Consider the following 23229-nt stretch of genomic DNA (forward strand, 5'->3'; position numbering starts at 1 on the left):
GACCGGACCTATGGCGGTGGAAGTGAAAATCTTTGGTATGAAAAATTTAAGCCGTCGCTGCGATATTACGGTGACGTGAAGAACAGCGGCGTCAGCGGTGCCTACGGATTTAATCCAGATCATAAAATAAATTTTAGCTTTAACAGGGAACGGGAAGATGTAGAGCGGCGCAATAAGTCAGCGTTGGGTATCGGCGGCATTTTTGAACCCATGCAGGTCTTCAATCAGAATATGAAGCGGGATACCTATGTCTTTTCGTATAAGGGACGGGGCGGCAATACAGATTGGACTGTTGATTTCAGCCACGGCAAGTCTAAGCAAAATGATATAGCTTTGTTGGATTATGGGATGGGCAGTCAGTATGGTGGTCAAAATGCATTGGCCAGCGTAGATTGGCTGGAACACGAACGGACTGATATCAATGTGGGTATGAATACGGCCATTAATGATAAACATTTGTTAAGTTATGGGTTTGGGCATACGCGGGAATGGGCAACAGGAACTCGGTTGAAAAATGCCCCTAAAACACATGTGGAAACAATTAATCCTTGGGATTATGATAAATCTTTGTCTGTACGAAATAATACAGCAGATAATGCAGACGAACCACGTTCCTACGTACATAATTTCAAATTTATTCGCAATGATAAGGGCTTTGAATGGGATAAAAATAGAGAGTTTTATGGAGACAAAATACCTGGATTTACGTATGAAGATGCAAAAAAAATAAGCCAAACGGACCTAGGTACTTTGTCTAGTTTTAAAATGCTTACAGATAAAGAAAATACGTTGAAAACTTTACGGGAAAAGTATGAATCCATTATTGATAAATATGATGCATTTAATGAAGAGTTAAAAACAAAGAATGATATGCAGGAATTAATGAATAGCGGAAAACTACAGGCTACTTCTGAATATATTTCTCCAGTACTGGCATATTATGGACTTATTCAAGGACAAAATAAAAATAAATATATTCAATATAACAATCAATATTATGGACAAGGGTATGATGAACGAGATAATCAGGTATCTATAGGAGAGGCAGAAATCAATAAGACCTATGCCTATGTACAGGACACGTGGCAAGTGAATGATCAGACTACGGTCACGCCGTCTCTGCGCCTTGACCACAGCGATCTTTTTGGCAGTCGGGTCACAGGGAACGTAGGCTTGTTACATAATATCCATGGCAATCCCAAACGGCGTTTCAAAGCCAATATCGGCACAGGCTATGCCGAACCGGGTATGGGAGAGCTGTACTACAATTGGGAAATGTTCGGTGCCGCCGGCAGCCATCTGGGCTGGTATTGGATCGGCAATCCCAATCTGAAGCCGGAAAAATCTCTCAATTTTGATGTGTCCCTGGAAGGGGAAAACAACAAGACCTTTGCCAAGGTCAGCCTGTTCCACAATGAAATCAAGGATTATCTGACAAGTTATTTTACGGGGCAGCTAATCGATTTCAATTATAATGGGATATACACCACTGATACAATGGGATATCATCCTGAACCGGATAGGGTATACAGCTTCCGCAATATTGGTAAGGCTAAGATTACGGGACTGGAAGCGGAGATACAGCAGAAATTCAACGATCGTTGGTCAGGCAAGCTGGGCTATACGCTGCTCCATGCAGTTAATGCCAGCGACAGTGATATGCCCCATAAATTACTGGATCGTCCGACCCATAAGGTAGACATTGGACTGAACTATAAAAACACCAAAGGGGATTTCCGCGGCGCTCTCTGGGGCAGCTACTACATCCACATGCTGGACAGCAATTCCGTGTCGACGGAAAGCCTCTTTGACAAAGACGAAGACGGCAACTATATCCGTAAAGATGGAAAGTATCAGGAAAAGACTTTTGGCGTCTGGAATGTCCTCTTCGAGAAAGATTTTGGCAAGGATATGACGGCCTATGTTGGCGTCGATAATATCTTTGATCACCGGGACGATGACCGGGCCTTTCAGGATCGGGTGTACCGTTTTGGCGTCAATATCAAGCTGGAAGATCTGGGCGAAACCCTGTCTCAACCGTTCCACATTCGGAAGGATGAACAGGGGAATCCCATCATTACCAACGTCTATGGCGGCGACTGGTTCTTGAGCCGTCCTGTCGACCTGTCGGAACAGCGTAAATCCGGCGACGTTCGTTTCTTTGGCGATTATCGTGTCCGCAGCAACATGTTCAAGGGCGAAGACAAGACGGCCATGCGGGATACGAAGACGACCCAGCCCAGTGATGCCGCAGCGAAGAACTATGCTGATAAAGGAGCTCACGGCCTGGAACAGCGCCTGCGCATCGGCGTCGATTACCAGATTGCCGACGGCCTGAACCTGCAGGTGGCAGGTTCCACGGCGAAACGAGATACATCCTACAATGTAGCGGACAAACGGGGGCTCCACGATCCCTACCTGGAACAAGCGGAATTGACGAAAAGTACGAAAAAATGGGACTGGTCTGTCGGACGTATTTCCGAGCCCATGGGCGTGACGGGATATTGGTTTGGTAAGGAATATGACGGTGCCCGCGTCGTCTATACAGATCACAAGACGCAGGTCAGTCTTGGGTACGGTGATTTTAGTCAAACAACCGGTATTACAGATAGTGCATACAATCACAATGAAGTAGCAGTGATTCAGCGAGCACCGAATTTTGAAGAATTAATTGGACTAAATATAGCTATTACTGGGGGAATATATTCGGGATTGACATATGATCCAGAGGGGAAATTTAATTATCGTGAAAAATTTGATAATGCCAAAACTCCGGAAGAAAAACTGCAAGTGGTTAAAGAAATGCTGCATATACTCAAAGATGTAGATGCAGCGGCAAAACTAGAGGATGCTTCTTGGCAGGGATTTTATGGAAAGCTTGTAGATGTTGTGAATCCGAATGGGATTAGTGGATCAAACTTGCTTCATTTCAATAGTCTGAATTTACAAATTAAAACAGCGCAGGGAACCGAAATAGATCTTACGGATAGAAATCAGGTAGATTTAATTGTCGGAAAGACACAGTATCAAAATCAGTCTAATATTTTATCAGGGTTCAGTTTTGAAGATACTTTCAATGTTGATAAGGTTAAAGCTAGATTTGCTGAAATATTAGATCAGGCCGGTGCGGTTGCGTATTATACAACCGATGGAACACAATTGAATAATAAAAATGAAGCGGTTGATCATATATTTGCGTCATATGTGGGTACAAATACCTCATATAAAGTAACCGATTTTAGTAAACCGCTTAAAGATCGGGTCACATTTTATGGGGATGGCAAAACATATAATGCAATCAGCAAAATATTCAATGCGGTGTATACTGAAGATTTAAAAGAGTATGTGTGGAATTATCAGAATAAAGATACAGTGCCCTTACCGGGAGCCCCGATTACTTTTTCCCAAGAAGGCTATCTCCTCAAGCAAGACGTCATCCCCGCCATGGACCGGGCCGCCTACATCAAGGTACGCCGCCAGCTCAGCGACACCGTCGGCGTCGAAGCGTGGAAACTCAATTCCTTTAGCGAAGGCGCCCAGGATGCCCACGGCCTTCACGACATGCAGATCGCTGACGTCCTCGGCATTGGGACGCAGATCCGCCTGGGCAAGAGGTCTATGCTGTCCTTTGATTACGGACAGAACCGCGCTGACATGGGGGAATTCTTCCATGGCGGCCGGGATATCTATGGTGATTACACTGGCGGCGGCCACACGCCGGACTTCTGGGTGGCCCGCCTCGATATCGGCATCGCCGATACGGACATGCCCGGCAGCTGGCACGCCTACCTGGATTACAAGGCCTTTGACCACGGCTCCTTCGTAGGCGGCACCGGCGCAGATCTGCCGGACCGCTACCTCGACGGCATCCGTTCCTTCACGACCGGCATCGGCTACGTTCCGGCACGAAACTTGCTCCTGGAAGCGAGCTATACCTTCGGCGCCAAGAGCATGCAGATGCGAGATACCCTCTATACGCCGGAAAATTTCCGTCTGGGAGATTATACGAGAGTCCAAATGACGTATAAGTTCTAGTTAACAAATCACAGGACCGACCCTGGGTATGGCAGGGGAGGGCTCGATGAATCGAACCCTATGGGGTTGCCGTTCCATACAATGCGGCAAGGTCCCCGACAGGGCCTTACGACAAACCGCCCCGTGCCATTGCTTTGCCCCTTCGTGCGCCCCATTCATGGTGCCGCTCACCGATAGGAACTGGCATCAAGCAGTCCGCATACATGGGAATGGCACGCATGCCCAGCCAGGCTATGTTACTCGCTGATACCGGCGGAGTGGTGTTTATACGCAGCAGCATTTGCCGTATCATATAGGCCTTGCGTTGCTTCCTTTCTGTAAAAGGACAATCATTTTCTCGGAAGAGACCGGACGGTGTGTTGCCGGTCTCTTTTGTATGACAAAAAGCGCTTGTGCAGGTGCGGATTTACCTTTTCAGGCAGTCGGGGTAAAAACGCCTCCTTTGAATACTGCAGAAGAGCGTGATATGCAAAAGCAGTAAATGAAACAATAGTAAAAACATGCTATAATAGAATAATAGAAAAACGATTTGGTAATAGAATGAGGAGACGAGTGATAGATGGAACATGTAAAAAATTTGGCAATCGAATACCATAAAAAAGGAAATAATTGTGCGGAAACGGTTTTTAAAGCCTGCAATGAAGGACTTAATCTGGGTCTTCCTAAATCGGCGGTGCGCATGGCCGCTGTCATGGGCGGCGGCATCGGCAGATCCGGCTGTGCCTGTGGGGCGCTGACCAGTGCTTGTTTGATTCTGGGAGCTTTGAGCGGACGAGAGGAACCTCAGGATAAACCCGTTGTGGATATGTACAGCTCGGTCCATGAATTTTATGAACGGTGGATACAGCGATTTGGTGTAGCCTGCTGCCGTATTTTAAAAAATCCGCCGGAGGGTAAGCCGGTGTCCTGTGCGGTACTTATGGTAGAAACGGCTGATATGATATCTGATTTTGTGCGGGAAAAAGGATTGAAATAAATCTGGAATAATTGGTACGAAGGGTTCTTGGAAAAGGCTATTGACATTAAACTAAAAGACAGTATAATAAGAGGTAATATAATAATCGTCAATGAACGAAACGAGTATATATGCAGCGACAGGTACAGCGAGCCGATGGCAGTGGAAGTTCGGCCCAGATCAGCGTATAGAATGGATTCGGGAGATGCGGCCTGAACGGAGACAAGTAGGGTGCGACGGTGTATTTCCACCGCTATCAAAGAAACATGTATCGCCTTTTGCTGTACATGCAGAGATGGACTCATATAGTCAAATTGGGTGGTACCGCGGAAGTATATATAGCCTTTCGTCCCTTGAAACACAAGGGATGAGAGGCTTTTTTTATTTTTTATGAAGAATAAGCGGAGGAAACAGACATGCTGGAGATGCGAGATGTCAGCTTTGATTATGGCAGCGGAGTACCGGTGCTGGAGCATATAAATGTACAGATTGAAGAAGGAGAATTTATTGGTCTGGGCGGTCGCAATGGCTGTGGCAAGACGACGGTAACGCGTCTTTTGATGGGCCTTGAAAAACCGGCAGCGGGAGATATTATGTATAATGGCAAGGTAATCAATCACGAGGAAGCGGCAGTACGCAGTCATTTTATGGGCTATGTCTTTCAGCGGCCGGAGCGTCAGATGTTCCGGCCTACTGTGCAGGCAGAGGTCGCCTATGGACCGCAGCAGCTGGGGATGAGCCGTGCAGATGCTGATGATGCGGTCCGAGAGGCGCTGGAATCTACTGATTTGACGAGTCTGGCCGATGCCTATCCTCCGAATCTGAACCGGGGCGAAAAGCAGCGCGTGGCGATTGCATCTGCGATTGCTATGCATACGCAATATATTATTCTTGATGAACCAACGAGCGGGCAGGACAGCGCGGATAAACAAATGCTGATGGAGCTGCTGACGGCGCTGAATCAAAAGGGCATGACTATTTTACTAATTACGCACGACATGGATATTCTGGCACAGTACTGCAAGCGTGTTCTTGTGATCGGCAATCATACGAAGGCTTTTGATGGAACGCCCGAAGAGCTTTTTACCCAGCGGGAGGACTTGTATGGGCTGGGCCTGAGCCGGCCGGAAGCCGTCACGCTTTCACTGGCTGTGCCGGGAATGAAGTATTGTTGTTCTATGAAGGAGTTCACGGCGGAAATATTGACAAAGCTGGGAGGGAAATCTGTATGATGAAGAAATTTGTGCCTGTTACAAAATTGATCGGTACCTTTGCATTTTCCTTTTGGGCATTGGTGCTGCATACGACGCTGCCGCTTGTCATTCTGGTTCTGATAGAACTGCTTTTGCTGGCTTTTTGCGGCAGTCTGGGACGTAACGTCAAGGCTGTTTTCAGTTTGGTGGTTTTTGCTGCTTTTCTGGCGGTTGTTCAGCTGCTGGGCGGCGGTTCGTTGGAATCGGCCTACGTGACCGGCCTGCGTATGCTGGCTATGACCATTGTGTTTATTATCCTCTTGACAACTACCCGGCTCCAGGACTTGACAGCAGCCTTGGTCAAGCAAATTAAAATTCCCTACGAGTATGCTTTTATGTTTACGGCAGCGCTTCGCTTTGTTCCTGATTTTATTGCGGAAAGCCAGGCGGTACAGGAGGCGCAGGCTTGTCGGGGGCTTTCGACAAAGGGCAATGTATTTAAAAAAATGATTCATTATATGAGCGTGATTCAGCCCCTTATGCTCAAGTCTCTGGGCCGGTCTGAAACAATGGCGCTCAGTCTGGAGCTGCGCGGTTTTGGCAGCAGCGAACACAGCTTTATGAGCAATGTCCGCCCCAAGGGCGTCGACTACGCTGTTATAGCTTTATTGGCGGGATTGAGTTGTCTGGCTGTATATATGCGCCTGCAGGGAATCGTATAGGAGGACATTATGGAAAAAGTGGCAGATATTGCAACGTTAGAATTTCATCACAGACAAGGCGGTCAGTTCCGGTGGATTACGATTACGACACTGATGCTGGCTATCGGTACGATTCTCCATTTGGTATCGCCCAGCGTGGGCGGCGTGACACCAAATTGGACAATTGCCACGTATTGTGTTGCCATTTGTCTTACCAAGCCGTCATATAAGCAGGCTTTGGGAATTGGGCTGGTGGCGGCGCTGGTCAATGTGCTGACCTCTAAATCGGGATTTCCTTACGGCAATCTGATCAGTGAGCCGATCGGGGCGCTGACCTGTACATTTATTGTGAAAAATCTGGCAGGTATTAAAATTAAAGGCCATTCCTGTCTGCCGGTTTTGACCGGTTTTGCCGCGACCTGCATGAGCGGCGGTGCATTTGTGACGATTCTAAAATTTGTCATGGATTTGCCCAATGTGGTTTATTTCACGGCCATACTGCCGCTGGTCGTTATTATTGGACTACTCAATGCTGTGGTGACGCCGGTTATGTATTTTCCAGCCTTGCGTCTGTTTGTATCCAGGGGGATCCTGGATTCGCTGGAAGAACAGGAGGTGGCTTCGGATCACAGCATGTATGAGCTGCATCCTGAAAAAGAAGGGCTCATTTCTTTGGAACACCTGACGTATATTTACAATAAGCAAAAAGAACCGGTACTGGATGATGTCAATCTTAGTATTCAGAAGGGAGATTTTCTGGTCATTACAGGAGAAAGCGGCAGCGGCAAAAGTTCGCTGTGTATGGCTATGACAGGGGCTATTCCGCATTATTTTGGCGGTGTCATGAAGGGAATGGCATATGTGAATGGCAAAGCGACGACGCAGACAACTATTTCTGATCTTGCCGGCAGTGTTGGGGCTATGCTGGATGATTATGACAGTCAGCTTGTAGCCATGACCGTAGAAGAGGAAATTGCTTTCAGTCTGGAAAATCAGGGCGTGGCTCCCGAAAAAATCGAAACGGCCATTACAGAGGCTTTGGCCAAGGTGAGCATGTCGCCATATCGTACCCGCCTTCTCAGTAAATTATCTGGCGGGCAGCGGCAGCGGTTGGTTATTGCCGATGTGCTGGCAACGAATCCGGAAATCCTTGTTTTCGATGAGCCGACTTCTGCGCTGGATCCAGAGGGAACGCAGGCTTTTTATGAGCTTGTTCATGATTTGAACGTTACGTATAAGCATACGATTGTGGTTATTGAACATAATCTGGAATCAGCGATTCCTTATGCCAACCGTTTGGTCTTGATTGATCACGGGCATATTCTTTGTGACGGAGATGTTGAAACGACGCTGCGGTATATGCACGAAAAAAACATATATAAGACAGCCGTGCCGCCGGTATTTGCCTGCCAGCTCGATTTGGAACAGTCCGGATGTTCGTTCCGGCAGCCGTGGCTTTCCACGCAGGCGGCAGTAACGGCGCTGCAGGAACTGCATTCCTGACCGGAGAAGGGAGCCGGGATGAAACTGTTTTGTATAGGCGATAGCTTGACCTACGGCTATGGCGTCTCGTGGGATGAGACGTGGACGGCGATATTGTCCCGAAATACGGGTATTCAGATTCAAAATGAAGGCGTCTGCGGCGACACGTCGGCTGGTATGCTGTACCGTCTGGAACAGATATCTCTTGAAGATATGGGAGCCGGTTTTGTCATGGGAGGTTCCAATGATATTTTATTGGATGAACCGGCGGTTTGCACCCGAAAGCATATGCAGTCGATGACAACGCTGCTTGTGAAGACGTCAAAACCAGTATATGTGGGGATACCTCCTTTGACAAAGGAAGAAAGTGCTTTTTACGGATGGCAGGCGGCAGGAGATGTAAGACGCCATAATCAGGCCTTGGCGGATTATCGGCAATGGCTTTTAGCACTGTGCCGTGAAAAGGGCTGCCGGGCAATCGATTTTTACGAAGCGCTGCATTGCGCGGAGATGCAGCAGCAGGTATCCTTATATGCAGATGGTGTTCATCCTAACGCGGCCGGCTATGCCGTACTGGCTGCGGCAGCAATGAAAATAATTATACACTAGGATTATAAAAAGAACCGGTACGAGGATCATGATGACTCGTGCCGGTTCTTTGGCGTACAAAAAATTGGGTTATTCTGATGTTTTTTGTCTTTCTGCAATTTTGCTGGCAATATATTCGCGTAAGCCGCCGACATGGCACATCATGGAATTATATGCGCTGATAGGATCGTGATGGGCGATTGCTTCTACTATTTTGCGATGATAAATGTAGGTGTTGTTATCGCGGAGAGCATCAGATGTGGCGATGATAGTCTTCTTGATGGAGGAATGGAGAATATAGGATAAATTGATGAGAATACGATTGCCGCTGGCTTCGCAGATTTTTTTGTGAAGCTCAATGTCCTCGGCTTCGTATTCTGTATCGCTTCGGATCAGACGCTCCACAAGGGAGCATTGGCCGCGCAGCTCGCTGCATTGCTGGTCCGTGGCATGCATAGCCGCCAGCATAGCAGCCTGTGGCTCGATCATGGTGCGGACATCAAGCAGATCAATGGCCAGACGGTCAGCATCGTAAATAAAGGTCAGACCGAGCGGATCGTCGGGAACACCGCGGCGCGGCGAAATATACGCACCAGAACCTTGCAGAATTTCCAGAATATTGCGGGCGCTCAGTATTTTTATGGCTTCACGGATTGTGGAACGGCTGACTCCCATGCTTTCCGTCAAAGCAGCTTCTGTCGGCATTTTGTCACCGGGAAGCATTTGATTTTTAATAATGTAATCAATTATTTTATCGGCTGTTTCTTTTGCCATAGAACCCGCCGCTTTTGGCTTTTCCATATAATCCTCCCAAAAAATATCAGAATATTCAATATTATGCTATCGTGTTTACATTATACCATTTCATGGAATAAATAGTATAATATCTAAATATTTATCATACCAATTAGATATGACTATTGATAAAATTATTACGATTCATCATACAATAAATAAAATATAAAGAATATATTGCACTATTTTTCGATATAATATATAATAATCTCGATAATTCATCATACAAAAATAAATATAAAGATAGGATAAGTTGTTAGAAAAATAGATTTTTTAGCACTTCGAAATATCAGGGTATGAGGTGATTGACCGAAGTGGACTTATATTATTTTGTAATAGGAGGGAACATGAATAAGGTATATCTTACGGATTACGATTATCCGTCGTTGGCTGTGGAAATAAAAGAATTTCAACGAGCCGGGATTTCCTTTATACCGACCCAAAGTCATAGTGCGCAGGAAATGATAGATACCTGCCGTGACGCAGATGGACTGGTCGTGCAGTATGCGGAAATTTCGGCAGAGATTATGGACGGGCTGCCGCGCTTAAAGGTAATTTCCCGATATGGGGTCGGTGTGGATACGATTGATTTAGAGGCGGCAACCCAGCGTGGAATATGCGTAGTAAATGTGCCTGATTATTGTATTGATGAGGTTTCTAATCAGGCGTTTGCATTGCTTCTTGATTGTTGGCGCCGGGTTACTTTTTTGAATAGCGCCGTACATCGGGGCTGCTGGAATTATGCGATAGCCAAGCCGATTATGCGTCTGCGAGGCCAAAAGCTGGGATTGATAGGATTTGGGAAAATAGCTAGAGAGGTAGCAATTAAAGCGACCCCCTTTGGCTTGGATATTGCTGCATATGATCCCTTTATCAAACCGGAGGCTATGACCGCGCTTGGTGTTGCATATCAGCCGCTGCAGCAGCTGTTGCGGGAATCGGATATTGTTTCGGTGCATGCGCCGTTTACGAAGGATACGTATCATCTTATTAATGACGATGCTTTGCAGCTGATGAAGCCTGCGGCGATTCTTATCAACACCTCCCGTGGTCCGATTGTAGACGAACAGGCTGTTGCCAGAGCACTTCATCAACATAAGATTGCCGGAGCCGGCCTGGATGTACTGGAACAAGAACCAATCCGTCCGGATGACCCGCTGCTGGGAATGGAAAATGTTATTTTGACGCCCCATATTTCATGGTATTCCGAAGAATCGGAACAGGAATTGAAGACAAAGGTGGCGATGGGAGTCATTGAGGTGCTGAATGGCCGTATACCGACATATTTGGTTAATAAAGACGTACTGGCAGGATTGTCGCTGCGTTGATATTATATATTGCATTTATGTATATTTTTTATATTTATTTAAGGAGGATTTATTTTATGGATATTCGTTATTCAACAGGACCGGAAGATTTTAAAAAATACACGACAAAAGATGTTCGCCGTGAATTTTTGATTGAAACGCTGTTTAAACCGGATGAAGTCATTGCGACGTATTCCCATGTGGATCGAATGGTGGCAGTGGGCTGCATGCCAGTCAGTGAAGCGGTTCCCCTTGATAAAGGAATTGACTGCTGGAAAAATTTTGGCACGCATTATTTTCTGGAACGCCGCGAAATTGGTATTTTTAATGTTGGCGGGGACGGTACGATTGTGGCCGACGGCACGACCTACAAAATGGGGCCGAAGGATTGTCTGTACGTTACCATGGGGACGAAGGAAGTCGTGTTTGCCTCTGCTGATCCGGCGCATCCAGCTAAGTATTACATGGTCTCCGCACCGGCACATAAACCCTGCCAGACAAAATTTATTTCTATTCAGGATGCCAATAAACGCCCCTGCGGCACAGCTGAATTGTCTAATGACCGTGTGATCAATCAGTTTATCCATCCGGACGTAGTCGAAACCTGCCAGCTTTGCATGGGAATGACCGCACTCAAGCCGGGCAGTGTATGGAACAGTATGCCGCCGCATACACACGAACGGCGGATGGAAATTTATTTTTATTTTGAGGTTCCCGAAGATCAGGCTGTATTCCATATCATGGGACAGGAAACGGAAACACGCCATATCGCTCTGCACAATGAGCAGGCTGTTATCAGTCCGTCCTGGAGCATGCACTGTGGCTGCGGCACTCATAATTATACGTTTATCTGGGCTATGGGCGGCGAAAACAAAGAATTTGATGATATGGACAATATCGAAATTCAAAATATCAAATAATCATTCAGTATAGTAAACGGAGGATGACATCATGCATATACTTCAAGCTGTTAAACGGGTTCCCGGCGGACTCATGCTAGTGCCGCTGCTTATTGGCGCGTTATGCCATACATTTACTCCAGAAGCTGGCAAATATTTTGGCTCTTTTACCAATGGGCTGATTACAGGCACGGTCCCTATTTTATCCGTGTGGTTCTTTTGCATGGGAGCTAGTATAAATTATAAGAATGCCGGCTTGGTGCTGCGCAAGTCGGGGACTATTGTAGTTACAAAGATTATTGTGGCCTGGATTGTTGGTTTTATCTGTGTACTGTTTATGCCGAAAGGAATGATACAGACGGGATTTTTTGCGGGTCTTTCTACCTTGGCTATCGTTACGTCTATGGATATGACCAACGGTGGACTCTATGCTTCTCTGATGCAGCAGTATGGTACCAAAGAAGAAGCAGGGGCATTCGTGCTTACTTCTATCGAATCGGGACCTCTCGTGACGATGATGATCCTCGGTTCCACTGGTGCCGCATACTTTGAACCGCATCTGTTTGTGGGAGCTGTGCTGCCATTTATTATCGGGTTTATTCTTGGCAATCTCGATCCGGACCTGCGTGACTTCTTCTCGCCTGCCGGGACGATTATGATTCCATTCTTTGCTTTTGCGCTCGGCAATACGATCAATCTGGCAGTTTTGGGACAGACGGGCCTTCTTGGTATTTTGCTTGGTCTTGGCGTCATCGTCGTAACCGGTATTCCGCTGATTCTTGCTGATAAAATAATCGGCGGGGGGCATGGCGGGGCCGGCCTTGCCGCATCCAGCACGGCCGGAGCCGCAGTTACCAATCCCTTGATTGTGGGACAGATGATTCCGGAATTTCAGCCGATTGTGCCGGCAGCCACAGCGTTAGTTGCTACCAGCGTAGTTGTTACATCTATTGTGGTGCCGATTATTACGGCGTTTTGGTGCAAGCGTTTTGGCGGTTTTACGGAGGATGCACCGAGAGAGACTGTCTGATGCCCTATGTATATATTGTTAACAGGAGGAATAAAAAGTGAGTTATTTGGATCAGTTTTCGCTTGAAGGGAAAGTCGCTTTAGTGACAGGCGGTTCGTATGGAATCGGCTTTGCAATTGCTAGTGCGCTGGCTCGGGCAGGCGCAAAAATTGCTTTTAATTGCCGCAGTGAGGAACATCTTGCTCAGGCAATGAAAGAATACAAAAAGGCCGAGATTATCGCCCAAGGATATATTTGTGATGTAACGGAAGAAGCTGCTGTACTTGCTCTGGTAGCCGAAATTGAAAAAACACTGGGAACGATTGATATTCTCGTCAACAATGCCGGCATTATCAAACGCATTCCTATGTGTGATATGGCTGTGGAAGAGTTTCGACAGGTCGTTGATATTGATCTTGTGGCACCTTTTATTGTTTCAAAGGCTGTTATTCCGGCAATGATCCAAAAAGGGCACGGGAAAATTATCAATATTTGCTCCATGATGAGTGAATTGGGACGTGAAACGGTATCCGCTTATGCGGCTGCCAAGGGCGGACTCAAGATGCTGACTCGTAATATTTGCTCAGAATTCGGCGGTGCCAATATTCAGTGCAATGGTATTGGTCCTGGATATATTGCTACTCCTCAGACAGCGCCGCTGCGTGAACTCCAATCCGATGGGTCTCGGCATCCTTTTGACAAGTTTATCGTTTCCAAGACTCCTGCTGGTCGTTGGGGTGAAACCAAAGATTTGGAAGGTCCGGCAGTCTTTCTTGCATCTGATGCATCTGATTTTGTCAATGGACAAATTCTTTATGTAGACGGCGGTATCCTTGCATATATCGGCAAACAGCCGTAAAATAATACGTAGGAAAATTAGAAAGGCACGGCAGGAGACTGACGTGCCTGTTTTCTCATCATGACGAAAGAGGTGTGGCATATTATGAAATCTGGTTTAATTCTTGCCGGAGAACCGATGGGGCTTCTCATTGCACAAAGTGAAGGGACACTCGATAGTGTGAGCGGGTATGATTTGGCTGTGGCAGGAGCCGAATTTAATGTAGCTGTTGGAGTTGCTCGTTTGGGGCATCGTGTCACGTATATGACGAAATTGGGTAAAGACCCATTCGGTCAGCGCATTATTCATGTGTTGGACGATAACAAAATTGGCAATGAATTTGTGGCGTGGAGCGATGAAAAAAAGACTGGTTTTATGTTGAAGAGCCGTGTCAGCCAGGGCGATCCGTCTATTTTCTATTTCCGGGCAGGGTCTGCTGCATCGACACTGTCAGTGGAAGACGTTGAAAAAATTAATTTTGCAGACTATACACATATTCATTTGACAGGTATTTTACCGGCGCTGAGCGAAGCGACACGGGCGGCTGTAAATCTCATGTTTGACAAGGCCCGGCAGGCCGGTCTTTTGATCAGTTTTGATCCTAATCTGCGGCCGCAGTTATGGCCCAGCAGGGATATGATGATCCGCTCTATTAATGAAATGGCAGCTAAAGCGGATATTGTTCTTCCCGGCACGGCAGAAGGAAAAATCCTCATGGGCAGTGAAGATCCCAGGATTATTAACGCGTTTTATATCAAGAACGGCGCGAAAGCCTGCATTACTAAATGCGGCGGCGATGGCGCTTTTGTTTCTGAGGAACAAGGGGAATATATGGTCCCCGGGTTTAAAGCGGATAAAATCGTAGATACGGTTGGTGCCGGAGATGGTTTTGCTGCCGGTGTCATTACCGGTCTGATGGAACGATTGCCATTGAAAGAGGCTGTTCGCCGGGGCAATGCTATCGGAGCTATTCAGGTCATGAGCCGAGGGGATAATGAAGGACTGCCATATCCTGATCAGTTGAAGCATTTTATGCAGTAATGAGGAGGTAACTTCCGTAAATGATTAGTGAAAATATGAAAACAATATTTGATATTGGTCTCGTCCCGCTGGTTGTGCTGGATGATGCGGCAGATGCCGTTCCTTTTGGCCGCGCTCTGGCAGCAGGCGGAATTCCCGTTGCCGAAGTCACCTTCCGCACCGAGGCCTGCCTGGACATTATCCGGGCTATGTCAGAGCAGGTGGAGGGACTTATTGTCGGTGCCGGGACTGTCCACACGGTACAGCAGGCGGCAGATGCGGTTGCGGCGGGCGCAACGTTTATCGTGACGCCTGCCTTTAACCCTGCCGTTACGGAATGGTGTGTCAAGAAGCATGTAGACATTATTCCAGGCACCGTATCTCCCGCTGATATAGAAGCCGCTAACGGTTTTGGCATTGAAGTATGTAAGTTTTTCCCAGCAGCAGCCTACGGCGGCATACAAACGCTAAAGGCGTTGGCCGGTCCTTTCGGCCATATGAAATTCCTGCCAACGGGCGGTGTCAATTATGACAATATGAACGAGTATCTGGATCTGCCGAATGTGGCAGCTGTAGGTGGCAGCTTTATGACACCATCTCAGATGGTAAAGGATAAGGATTGGGCAGGAATCGAAAAGGCTTGCAAAAATGCAGTACGGCATCTTTTTGATTTCTCGCTGGGACATATAGGACTTCATGCGCAGGACCGCACAGAAGCGGAAATGATTACAGAAGGACTCTGCGGACTTTTGCTGCAGGATAAAATTCCTGGTTCTGATAATTTCTTTGCCGGGACAGTCGCAGAAATTTGTGATCATCCTATGCCAGGTGAAAAGGGACATATCTGTATTGATACACGGGATATCCCGCGGGCGCTGGCCTATTACAAACGGCATGGCGTGGAAGTAAACGAAGATTTGTGTTTCAGAGATGATAAGGGGGATATCAAAGTATTTTTTCTGAAAGCTATTGTAGGTGGTTTTTCCATTCACCTGCGCCGCAGGGCTAAATAATATATTGAACAATAAGCGCATCGTAACGGCTGCCGTGAGCACATGTTATGATGCGCTTTGTTGATGATCTGCCAAAAAAGCGGCTGAAGCATTTGTGTGCAAATATGAAAAAAAGTTCGCCCGTTTTTCCGAATATGATATAATATAACAACAGATGATATACAAACTAAATATTAGGAAATAGGTGAATATATATGGATTCTGCCTCTACAATATATGGAAAATACGCGCCGGCACTGCAGGCAGTTCTGGAGGATCTTGTCGGACGGATTCAGGCGTATAATGAAAAAGAAAAAAATGAAAATGGTGAAATGGCTTATGAACATTTAATTTATCGCGTAAAGTCCCCAGACAGCATGAAGGAAAAATGCGGACGCAAGGCCCTTCCTTGTACGGCCTATACAGCACTTCGGGAGGTAAGGGACTCTATCGGAATCCGTATTGTCTGCCGGTTTATTGATGATATTTATGTTAATGTCAATTATATCAAGGCAATGACAGGATGCCGTGTTATCGAAGAAAAAGATTATATTAAGAATGTCAAGCCTAATGGGTACCGCAGCTATCACTTAATTATTGAATTTGAAGCACCGTATGAAGATGTAACCGGTGCCAGGCCCGGACATTTTTTTGCTGAGATACAGATACGTACGATTGCCATGGACTCATGGGCCAGTCTGGAGCATCAATTGAAATATAAACATGATATAAAAAATCCTGAAATGATAGTAAGGGAGTTGAAGCGTTGTGCCGATGAGCTGGCAGCGTGCGACGTTTCTATGCAGACGATACGGGATTTGCTTCGTACAGAGCAATAGTTTAGCATATAAGGGGTGCATATATATGAAAATATTACTGGCAGAAGATGAACGGGAGATGTCGGCTGCGCTGACAGCCATATTAAGCCATTCGGGATATGAGGTTGATGCTGTATATGATGGGATTGCAGCCGTGGAGAAGGCACAGGCGGATACGTATGACTGTATGGTCTTTGATATTATGATGCCTAAATTGGATGGTATTGATGCTTTAAAGAAGCTGCGCAGCAGCGGTGACGTGACTCCCGTCATCATGCTGACGGCCAAGGCTGAAGTAGATGACAGGATTACAGGTCTTGATGCCGGAGCTGACGATTATTTGACAAAGCCCTTTGCCATGGGTGAGCTGCTGGCCCGTATCCGGTCTATGACACGGCGTACCAGCTCTTTTACGCCGACTAAGCTTTCTGTAGGCGCTGTTGCACTGGACGTGGAGGAGCAGGAATTGTCCTGTAAAAATTCTATTCGTCTGGCTAACAGGGAAACGAAGCTTATGAAATTTTTTATGCTCAATGCCGGCAAGGCCTTGCCGACAGATGTGATTTTTACACATGTTTGGAAAGATGAAACCGATGTAGATGAAACTATTGTCTGGATGTATGTATCTTATTTACGGGAAAAGCTGGATTCCATCAATGCAGATATTCAAATCAAGGGAGATAAAGGTGAGGATTTTCTGCTGACAGAAAAATAAACGTCAATCAAACTAGGAAGGCAGGTGGCCATATATGGATATGGTAAAAAAACTGCGATGGAAATTTATTTTGGTCGCTACCGCTGCCGTTGTTATTATTGTCGTCGGGGCGCTGGGTATGATTAATGCAATTGCGTATATGCGTATGCATTCGCAAATCGAATCAGTGCTTTCCTACATTTCCAAAAATGGGGGAAGCGTGCCGCCTAAGCAGACGCCTCAGGACAGCAGCTGGCTGGGAGATACGGATTGGGCTGATGATACGCCTGAATTTGCATATCAAACTCGCTTTTTTAGTGTTCTTGTCAATTCTGATGGATATGTAAAGGAAATTAATATAAAAAATATTGCGGCTTTTACAGAGAACGAAGCGATTCAATATGCGCGGACTACAGTGCAGGAGGGAAAAATTCAAGGGTTCTTTAAAAAAGAAAGGGCCAGCTATGCGTATATGATTACCAAGGAGCCCAGTGGTAATTTTCTTATCGTTATTATGGACTGCACCCGTGATGTGGGAGCGGTTCAGTCTTTTTTGAGATATTCGGCCCTATTTGGCTTTATTTGTATTTTGCTGTACGTTTTTATTCTGGCGGTATTGTGTAATTTGGCGATTAAGCCGTTTGTCCGCAACATGGAAAATCAAAAGAGATTTATCACCAATGCGGGACATGAGCTCAAAACCCCGATTGCTATTATTTCGGCAAATGCTGAAGCTATAGAACTCATCAACGGGAAAAATCAGTGGACAGAAAGTATTTTAAAGCAAGTCAAGCGCGTATCTAATTTGATTAATGATCTTATCATGTTGTCTAAAATGGGAGAACGATCTCAAATCGAACTGTCCATTAGAGAGATAGACGTGTCAGAAATGGTTGTGGCTGTGACGGAATCATTCCGGCAAATGATAACAGACCAGAAAAAGAATATTGTTTGCCATATTACTCCACAAATTCATGTCAGATCAGACGCTAAATGGATATATGAACTTATTAATATTCTTGTAGATAATGCGGTTAAATACTGTGATGACGGCGGTACGATTAATGTCTCCTTGATAAAGGGAAAAAAGAAATCCGGTGCGTTGATCTCTGTTTCCAATACCTATGTGGAAGGGGCTGGTATTGATTATTCTCGCTTTTTTGAACGATTTTATCGGGGTGATGAGTCGCATAACAGCAAAAAGAATGGATATGGAATTGGATTGTCTATGGCATCGGAGCTGACCCAGCTGCTGAAAGGAAAAATGAATGTATCTTATGCAAATGGCAATATTACGTTTACAATAAAAATAAGTTGAGTCGATGTTGGCGATCCCTGTTTTATGATATAATTAATACGAGTTCAGCATCAAAACGTGTAAAAAAAAGAACTGATAAATGGGGATGACGCAATGGAAATGCAAATGGAATTTATCCGTAAATTGCCGGCACCGCAGGACTTGCAGGTACAATTTCCGGTAACAGATTACATACGGAACATAAAAAGCAAAAGAGATGAACAGATTCAGCGCATTTTATCCGGTAAAGATTCCCGGTTTTTGCTGATTATAGGCCCTTGTTCGGCTGATAACGAAACGGCTGTCCTGGATTACATGAATAGATTGGCAGCTGTTCAGGAACAGGTTGCTGATAAAATTTTTATTATTCCCCGTGTATATACAAATAAACCCCGGACAATTGGGGTAGGATATAAGGGAATGCTGCATCAGCCGGACCCGGAGGGAAAAGAAGATATGCTGGCAGGTATCATCGCGATACGGGAAATGAATGCTCGTATTGTCAAGGATACGGGGTTTACCTGTGCCGAAGAAATTTTGTATCCTGAAATTTACCGGTATCTTTCGGACCTGCTGTCGTATGCGGCTGTTGGTGCCCGCTCTGTAGAAGATCAGCTGCACCGTATGGTTGCCAGCGGCACGGGTATCCCCGTAGGAATGAAAAATCCTACCTCCGGAGATATTTCCGTTATGCTGAATTCCATTGAGGCAGCGCAGCATTCGCAGGAATTTCTTTTTCGCGGCTGGGAAGTACGCACAGAAGGGAATCCGCAGGCTCATGCTATTCTGCGGGGCTATGTGGATAGCTTTGGGAATAGCCTGCCCAATTATCATTACGAAAATCTGCAGGTATTGCTGGAAGCCTATCATGAACGGAAGCTAAAAAATCCGGCAGTTATTGTAGATACCAATCATGCCAACTCCGGCAAGAAATATATGGAACAAATTCGGATTGCCAAGGATGTCATGCATAGCAGGCATATGTCTGCCGATATTCGCGGTTTGGTAAAGGGGCTGATGATTGAAAGCTATATTGAAGACGGCAGTCAGAAGATCACAGAAGGGGTATATGGAAAATCTATTACAGATCCCTGCCTGGGATGGGAAAAGAGCAGGCAGCTTATTTTAGAATTGGCCGATTTATTATAAAAAAAACATCGTTATCCCATATAAATCGTACCTAATCGCTAGATCTGAAAAACTAATGATTGGGTGCGGTTCAATATGACGGATACCGATGTTTTTGTCTATAAGGTATTGACTAACACATAGCCCTTGCCTTGTAAAAACGTTTCTGCCTCTGGTTCTGTCGTTTTAAAAATGGCAATGGGTGTTGCGGTCTGCCGGTTGTATGAGATATACAAATAGTCTACAATTACATTGGCCGCTTCTAAGTGCGCTAAAATTTTATCTAAGCTTCCCGGCGTATCTGCCATATCAATCGCAATTACTCTGTCCAGACGGCATTGATATCCGGCGCTCTTCAATGCCTGCAGCGCAATGGCGGGGTCAGTGACGATCAGGCGAATGATGCCAAACTCTGCACTGTCATTGGCAAGCATGGTGTAAATATTGATATTGGCATTGGCTAATACCGTTGTAATATTATGTAAGGCACCCTTGGTATTTTCTGTAAATAATGATACTTGATTCAGCATAACAAACTCCTTTTGTTTTTTGATTATCAATAGCTTTATTCTATCACAGTTGCCGTGTAAGTGTAACTATTATTTACGAATAGTTCATAAATAATGTTTTTGTTTTTTAATAAAAAATGAACTATATTCTGTGGGATATTATATTACTTTCAGATCGTGCTGCCAAGAGGTACGGTGTCTTTGTTTACAATTCACCAATACCGTGATGAAAAATAGTATGTTGTATATTTATAAAAGAACACAAAAAATAACCATATGGTCCATAAACCATATGGTTATCATAGTTGAATCTGGTGGAGATAAGCAGGATCGAACTGCTGACCTCTTGAATGCCATTCAAGCGCTCTCCCAGCTGAGCTATACCCCCATGTGCAATGATAATATAAATATATCATGAACTTGAAAAAAAAACAAGATATATACAGCAGTTTTTCCGAAGTCGGAATGGGGATGCAGTTGCTGGTGCTGCATAGGTGAAAACATCGTGTGAGAATTGAATTCTCATGGAAGGACAGAAGAATAACGGATCAACAAGGGCATATATGCCGGCTCTCTTTTTTTCGATATATGATATAATAAACAGACAAAGAAAGGATGGCATGCCAATGATGAATTATTTGCGGTCTCATCAGTATCAACTATTGTTTTTATCGCTGATTGTGTCGTTTCTCATCAACATTATTCCGATGGGAGGAACAAATCATAATGAAATGTGCAATCTCGTTATACAAACGCTGGCTGGTACCAATATATTCCTGCAGCGGCGTAAACGGTTTTGGCTTATACCGGTGCTGGTGCTGGCGGGGATTCTTTTAAATTCGGTTGGCGGTGCGTCAACGACATTGGTTTCCCTATCCCGCATTTTATATCTGAGCTTTTTTGCCGTCATTACGTATGTTGTGTTGAAACAGGTTGTTTTTGCGGCGCGCAGTGCGACGGCTGAATCAGTATTTGCTGCACTGAGTGGTTTTCTGCTTATTGGATATATTGGTTTTTTCTTATTTGCCAGTATTGAGGTTAGCATGCCTGGTTCTTTTAAAGGTGTATCATCGGATGTCACAATCATGGCTAATGATTTATTTTACTACTCCTTTATCAGTATACTGACAGTAGGGTATGGAGATATTGTCGCTGTATCCTGGACAGCGCGAAATGCGTCTATTTTTATTGATCTTATGGGGGCAATTTATAATCTGATATTTATTGCCCGTATTGTCAGCGACTTTTCCACCAAGCATCGCGGTGTCTAGCGTTATCGTTTCATGACCGCCGGCATTTTTTCCAAGCGGGTCAGGGCTTCGTTAAGAAGTGCATCGCTTTTGGCAAAATGCAGGCGGATAAGATAATTTACTGGTTCTCTGAAGAAAGAGGATCCCGGAACGGCGGCAACACCCGCTTTTCGGGTCAGCATTTCACAGAATTCGGTATCGCTTTCGTAACCATATTCGGCAATATTGAGAAGAACATAATAAGCTCCCTGTGGTTTTGTATGAGCGATGCCCAGGCGGTCCAGTCCGTCGCAGAACAGCGTCCGTTTTTGGGTATATATGGACTGCAATTCATCATAATATTGCTGTGGAAATTTGAGTCCGACGATGGCGGCTTCCTGCAGAGGACTGGGGGCACCGACGGTGAGAAAATCGTGGACTTTCTGTATGCCCTCGATAATGGCCGCCGGGGCGACGACATGACCGAGACGCCAGCCGGTGATGGAATAGGTTTTGGATAAGGAACCGCAGGTTACGGTGCGTTCAAACATGCCCGGCAGAGAGGCAAAATAGGTATGTACATTGGGTTTATAAATGATATGTTCATACACTTCGTCCGTAATAACATAGGTATCATATTTTTCTGCCAGCGACGCAATAAATTTTAATTCGCTGTACGTAAAGACTTTACCGCAGGGATTTGAGGGATTGCATAAAATCAGCGCCTTGGGATTTTGTTTAAATGCGGCTTCCAGTTCATCCGGGTTGAAATTAAATTCCGGCGGATATAAGGGCACATAGATCGGTTCAGCTCCTGACAAGATCGCATCGGCGCTGTAATTTTCATAAAACGGTGAAAATACAATTACTTTTTCACCGGGATTGACGATCGTCATGACGGCGGCCATCATAGCTTCCGTACTACCGCAGGTGACGACGACATTTGTATCGGGATCGATCTGACGGCCAAACTGCCGGGAACGGACCTCGGCCAAGGCTTGACGGAAATTGGGTGCGCCCCAGGTGACTGAGTATTGATGGGGACCTTCATACGCAACCTGGGCCAGCCGGTCCATCAAGGGTTTGGGCGGATCAAAATCAGGAAAGCCCTGAGATAGATTGATTGCGTTGCATTCATCAGAGATACGTGTCATATGACGTATAACAGATTCGGTAAATAGAGACATTTTTTTTGATAATTCTTTCATGGATATATTCCCCTCTCATGGATAACATGTCTATGTGTCAGGATTTTTGGCAATGTGACAATATCGTTATAGTAAACAGTATTCGCGGGATTGTCAATACTATATGTAACAAGCGGCAGCTATTTGTACCGAGTCTGAGGCAGCAATCCATATGTATTACGTTGATTGCTGTGCATATTCCTGCTTTTTTACTATACATTTTACCATATATTATATATAGTATATAATGTTTTTATATATTATACAAAATTATACAAGAAAACGGATAGTGTCAAGATAAATATGTAAACGTTCCTGCAAGCATTTTAGGCTGTTCTTACCGATTAGGATTATCAAACATATTCACTAAATCACTTTCGGCCGCATTGAACCCTAAATGGATTCGAGCAGCTTGCTTTCGATTATAGTCACTGTAATATGTACAAACGAATCGTTCCAGTGATGCCTCGTTTGGGAATTGTTCTTTTAACTTCGCATGATGTTTTAATCCTTTATTATTATTTTCAATGAGGTTCGACGTATAGATACTCCT

Annotated in this window: 22 protein-coding genes, 1 tRNA gene and 1 other annotated feature; of the genes, 17 read left to right on the forward strand and 6 right to left on the reverse strand. The window is 45.3% G+C overall.

The window, feature by feature from the left end; translation table 11 throughout:
* Positions 1-4035, forward strand: a 4035-nt coding sequence (locus tag AB840_RS12385; RefSeq protein ID WP_048515158.1) for a TonB-dependent receptor, incomplete at its 5' end; no start/stop codon positions are given.
* Between the two features lie 106 nt (positions 4036-4141).
* On the opposite strand, the gene AB840_RS16775 is transcribed toward AB840_RS12385, so the two are convergent.
* Positions 4142-4327: a hypothetical protein gene (locus tag AB840_RS16775; protein ID WP_078791801.1), complete on the reverse strand. Its 186-nt coding sequence runs from the start codon at positions 4325-4327 to the stop codon at positions 4142-4144.
* A 267-nt stretch (positions 4328-4594) separates the two neighbouring features.
* Here AB840_RS16775 and AB840_RS12390 point away from each other — a divergent pair, with 267 nt between their 5' ends.
* From AB840_RS12390 to AB840_RS12415, 5 genes are all read left to right on the forward strand, one after another.
* Positions 4595-5011 (forward strand): C-GCAxxG-C-C family (seleno)protein, encoded by a 417-nt coding sequence (locus tag AB840_RS12390; RefSeq protein WP_048515159.1) that lies wholly within the window; start codon positions 4595-4597, stop codon positions 5009-5011.
* A gap of 82 nt (positions 5012-5093) precedes the next feature.
* Positions 5094-5347, forward strand: a binding site (T-box leader).
* Positions 5348-5406: 59 nt separating this feature from the next.
* Complete coding sequence (locus tag AB840_RS12400) at positions 5407-6222, forward strand: energy-coupling factor ABC transporter ATP-binding protein (protein ID WP_048515161.1); 816 nt, start codon at positions 5407-5409, stop codon at positions 6220-6222.
* Positions 6222-6905 (forward strand): energy-coupling factor transporter transmembrane component T family protein, encoded by a 684-nt coding sequence (locus AB840_RS12405; RefSeq protein WP_048515176.1) that lies wholly within the window; start codon positions 6222-6224, stop codon positions 6903-6905. Before AB840_RS12400 ends, AB840_RS12405 begins: the two co-directional genes overlap by 1 nt.
* A 9-nt stretch (positions 6906-6914) precedes the next feature.
* Positions 6915-8387: a tryptophan transporter gene (locus AB840_RS12410; protein ID WP_048515162.1), complete on the forward strand. Its 1473-nt coding sequence runs from the start codon at positions 6915-6917 to the stop codon at positions 8385-8387.
* A gap of 18 nt (positions 8388-8405) precedes the next feature.
* Positions 8406-8975 (forward strand): GDSL-type esterase/lipase family protein, encoded by a 570-nt coding sequence (locus AB840_RS12415; RefSeq protein WP_048515163.1) that lies wholly within the window; start codon positions 8406-8408, stop codon positions 8973-8975.
* Positions 8976-9044: 69 nt separating this feature from the next.
* On the opposite strand, the gene AB840_RS12420 is transcribed toward AB840_RS12415, so the two are convergent.
* A complete protein-coding gene (locus tag AB840_RS12420; RefSeq protein WP_048515164.1) occupies positions 9045-9755 on the reverse strand; it encodes a FadR/GntR family transcriptional regulator in 711 nt (236 codons plus the stop codon).
* A 341-nt stretch (positions 9756-10096) separates the two neighbouring features.
* Between AB840_RS12420 and AB840_RS12425 the strand changes: the two genes are divergently transcribed.
* From AB840_RS12425 to AB840_RS12470, 10 genes are all read left to right on the forward strand, one after another.
* Entirely contained in the window at positions 10097-11077 is a 981-nt protein-coding gene (locus AB840_RS12425) for a C-terminal binding protein (protein WP_048515165.1), read from the forward strand.
* Positions 11078-11133: 56 nt separating this feature from the next.
* The gene (kduI, locus tag AB840_RS12430) at positions 11134-11976 is read left to right on the forward strand and encodes a 5-dehydro-4-deoxy-D-glucuronate isomerase (RefSeq protein ID WP_048515166.1); all 843 of its coding nucleotides are present in this window, start codon (positions 11134-11136) and stop codon (positions 11974-11976) included.
* Between the two features lie 31 nt (positions 11977-12007).
* Positions 12008-12985: a 2-keto-3-deoxygluconate transporter gene (kdgT, locus tag AB840_RS12435; RefSeq protein ID WP_048515167.1), complete on the forward strand. Its 978-nt coding sequence runs from the start codon at positions 12008-12010 to the stop codon at positions 12983-12985.
* 37 nt (positions 12986-13022) lie between these two features.
* Positions 13023-13823, forward strand: coding sequence for a gluconate 5-dehydrogenase (locus tag AB840_RS12440; RefSeq protein WP_048515168.1), 801 nt, complete (start codon positions 13023-13025; stop codon positions 13821-13823).
* A gap of 84 nt (positions 13824-13907) precedes the next feature.
* Positions 13908-14843, forward strand: a complete 936-nt coding sequence (locus AB840_RS12445; protein ID WP_048515169.1) for a sugar kinase — start codon at positions 13908-13910, stop codon at positions 14841-14843.
* A 20-nt stretch (positions 14844-14863) separates the two neighbouring features.
* Positions 14864-15835, forward strand: a complete 972-nt coding sequence (gene eda, locus AB840_RS12450) for a bifunctional 4-hydroxy-2-oxoglutarate aldolase/2-dehydro-3-deoxy-phosphogluconate aldolase (protein WP_234984935.1) — start codon at positions 14864-14866, stop codon at positions 15833-15835.
* A gap of 194 nt (positions 15836-16029) precedes the next feature.
* Positions 16030-16653 carry a GTP pyrophosphokinase gene (locus tag AB840_RS12455; protein ID WP_048515170.1) on the forward strand — a complete coding sequence of 208 codons (624 nt, stop codon included), beginning with the start codon at positions 16030-16032 and terminating at the stop codon, positions 16651-16653.
* A gap of 25 nt (positions 16654-16678) precedes the next feature.
* Positions 16679-17347 carry a response regulator transcription factor gene (locus AB840_RS12460; RefSeq protein ID WP_048515171.1) on the forward strand — a complete coding sequence of 223 codons (669 nt, stop codon included), beginning with the start codon at positions 16679-16681 and terminating at the stop codon, positions 17345-17347.
* A 34-nt stretch (positions 17348-17381) separates the two neighbouring features.
* A complete protein-coding gene (locus AB840_RS12465) occupies positions 17382-18644 on the forward strand; it encodes a sensor histidine kinase (RefSeq protein ID WP_048515172.1) in 1263 nt (420 codons plus the stop codon).
* Positions 18645-18737: 93 nt separating this feature from the next.
* A complete protein-coding gene (locus tag AB840_RS12470) occupies positions 18738-19772 on the forward strand; it encodes a 3-deoxy-7-phosphoheptulonate synthase (RefSeq protein ID WP_048515173.1) in 1035 nt (344 codons plus the stop codon).
* Between the two features lie 98 nt (positions 19773-19870).
* On the opposite strand, the gene AB840_RS12475 is transcribed toward AB840_RS12470, so the two are convergent.
* Both AB840_RS12475 and AB840_RS12480 read right to left on the reverse strand, forming a co-directional pair.
* Positions 19871-20281, reverse strand: a complete 411-nt coding sequence (locus AB840_RS12475) for an amino acid-binding protein (protein WP_048515174.1) — start codon at positions 20279-20281, stop codon at positions 19871-19873.
* Positions 20282-20572: 291 nt separating this feature from the next.
* A tRNA-Ala gene (locus AB840_RS12480) sits at positions 20573-20648 on the reverse strand.
* Between the two features lie 238 nt (positions 20649-20886).
* Here AB840_RS12480 and AB840_RS12485 point away from each other — a divergent pair.
* Positions 20887-21531 (forward strand): ion channel, encoded by a 645-nt coding sequence (locus AB840_RS12485; RefSeq protein WP_072061845.1) that lies wholly within the window; start codon positions 20887-20889, stop codon positions 21529-21531.
* A 2-nt stretch (positions 21532-21533) separates the two neighbouring features.
* Here AB840_RS12485 and AB840_RS12490 read toward each other — a convergent pair whose 3' ends face one another.
* A complete protein-coding gene (locus AB840_RS12490; protein WP_048515175.1) occupies positions 21534-22697 on the reverse strand; it encodes a pyridoxal phosphate-dependent aminotransferase in 1164 nt (387 codons plus the stop codon).
* A 316-nt stretch (positions 22698-23013) separates the two neighbouring features.
* The coding region (locus tag AB840_RS16780; RefSeq protein ID WP_201775880.1) for a transposase at positions 23014-23229 on the reverse strand (216 nt) is incomplete at its 5' end.

The organism is Megasphaera cerevisiae DSM 20462 (assembly GCF_001045675.1).
In the GTDB taxonomy this organism is placed as follows: domain Bacteria; phylum Bacillota; class Negativicutes; order Veillonellales; family Megasphaeraceae; genus Megasphaera; species Megasphaera cerevisiae.

Excerpts from the sequence above, each read along its gene's own strand:
- AB840_RS16775 (WP_078791801.1), bottom strand. The coding sequence starts at position 4,327 with ATGATACGGCAAATGCTGCTGCGTATAAACACCACTCCGCCGGTATCA.
- AB840_RS12390 (WP_048515159.1), top strand. The coding sequence starts at position 4,595 with ATGGAACATGTAAAAAATTTGGCAATCGAATACCATAAAAAAGGAAAT.
- AB840_RS12400 (WP_048515161.1), top strand. The coding sequence starts at position 5,407 with ATGCTGGAGATGCGAGATGTCAGCTTTGATTATGGCAGCGGAGTACCG.
- AB840_RS12405 (WP_048515176.1), top strand. The coding sequence starts at position 6,222 with ATGAAGAAATTTGTGCCTGTTACAAAATTGATCGGTACCTTTGCATTT.
- AB840_RS12410 (WP_048515162.1), top strand. The coding sequence starts at position 6,915 with ATGGAAAAAGTGGCAGATATTGCAACGTTAGAATTTCATCACAGACAA.
- AB840_RS12415 (WP_048515163.1), top strand. The coding sequence starts at position 8,406 with ATGAAACTGTTTTGTATAGGCGATAGCTTGACCTACGGCTATGGCGTC.
- AB840_RS12420 (WP_048515164.1), bottom strand. The coding sequence starts at position 9,755 with ATGGAAAAGCCAAAAGCGGCGGGTTCTATGGCAAAAGAAACAGCCGAT.
- AB840_RS12425 (WP_048515165.1), top strand. The coding sequence starts at position 10,097 with ATGAATAAGGTATATCTTACGGATTACGATTATCCGTCGTTGGCTGTG.
- kduI (WP_048515166.1), top strand. The coding sequence starts at position 11,134 with ATGGATATTCGTTATTCAACAGGACCGGAAGATTTTAAAAAATACACG.
- kdgT (WP_048515167.1), top strand. The coding sequence starts at position 12,008 with ATGCATATACTTCAAGCTGTTAAACGGGTTCCCGGCGGACTCATGCTA.
- AB840_RS12445 (WP_048515169.1), top strand. The coding sequence starts at position 13,908 with ATGAAATCTGGTTTAATTCTTGCCGGAGAACCGATGGGGCTTCTCATT.
- eda (WP_234984935.1), top strand. The coding sequence starts at position 14,864 with ATGATTAGTGAAAATATGAAAACAATATTTGATATTGGTCTCGTCCCG.
- AB840_RS12455 (WP_048515170.1), top strand. The coding sequence starts at position 16,030 with ATGGATTCTGCCTCTACAATATATGGAAAATACGCGCCGGCACTGCAG.
- AB840_RS12460 (WP_048515171.1), top strand. The coding sequence starts at position 16,679 with ATGAAAATATTACTGGCAGAAGATGAACGGGAGATGTCGGCTGCGCTG.
- AB840_RS12465 (WP_048515172.1), top strand. The coding sequence starts at position 17,382 with ATGGATATGGTAAAAAAACTGCGATGGAAATTTATTTTGGTCGCTACC.
- AB840_RS12470 (WP_048515173.1), top strand. The coding sequence starts at position 18,738 with ATGGAAATGCAAATGGAATTTATCCGTAAATTGCCGGCACCGCAGGAC.
- AB840_RS12475 (WP_048515174.1), bottom strand. The coding sequence starts at position 20,281 with ATGCTGAATCAAGTATCATTATTTACAGAAAATACCAAGGGTGCCTTA.
- AB840_RS12485 (WP_072061845.1), top strand. The coding sequence starts at position 20,887 with ATGATGAATTATTTGCGGTCTCATCAGTATCAACTATTGTTTTTATCG.
- AB840_RS12490 (WP_048515175.1), bottom strand. The coding sequence starts at position 22,697 with ATGAAAGAATTATCAAAAAAAATGTCTCTATTTACCGAATCTGTTATA.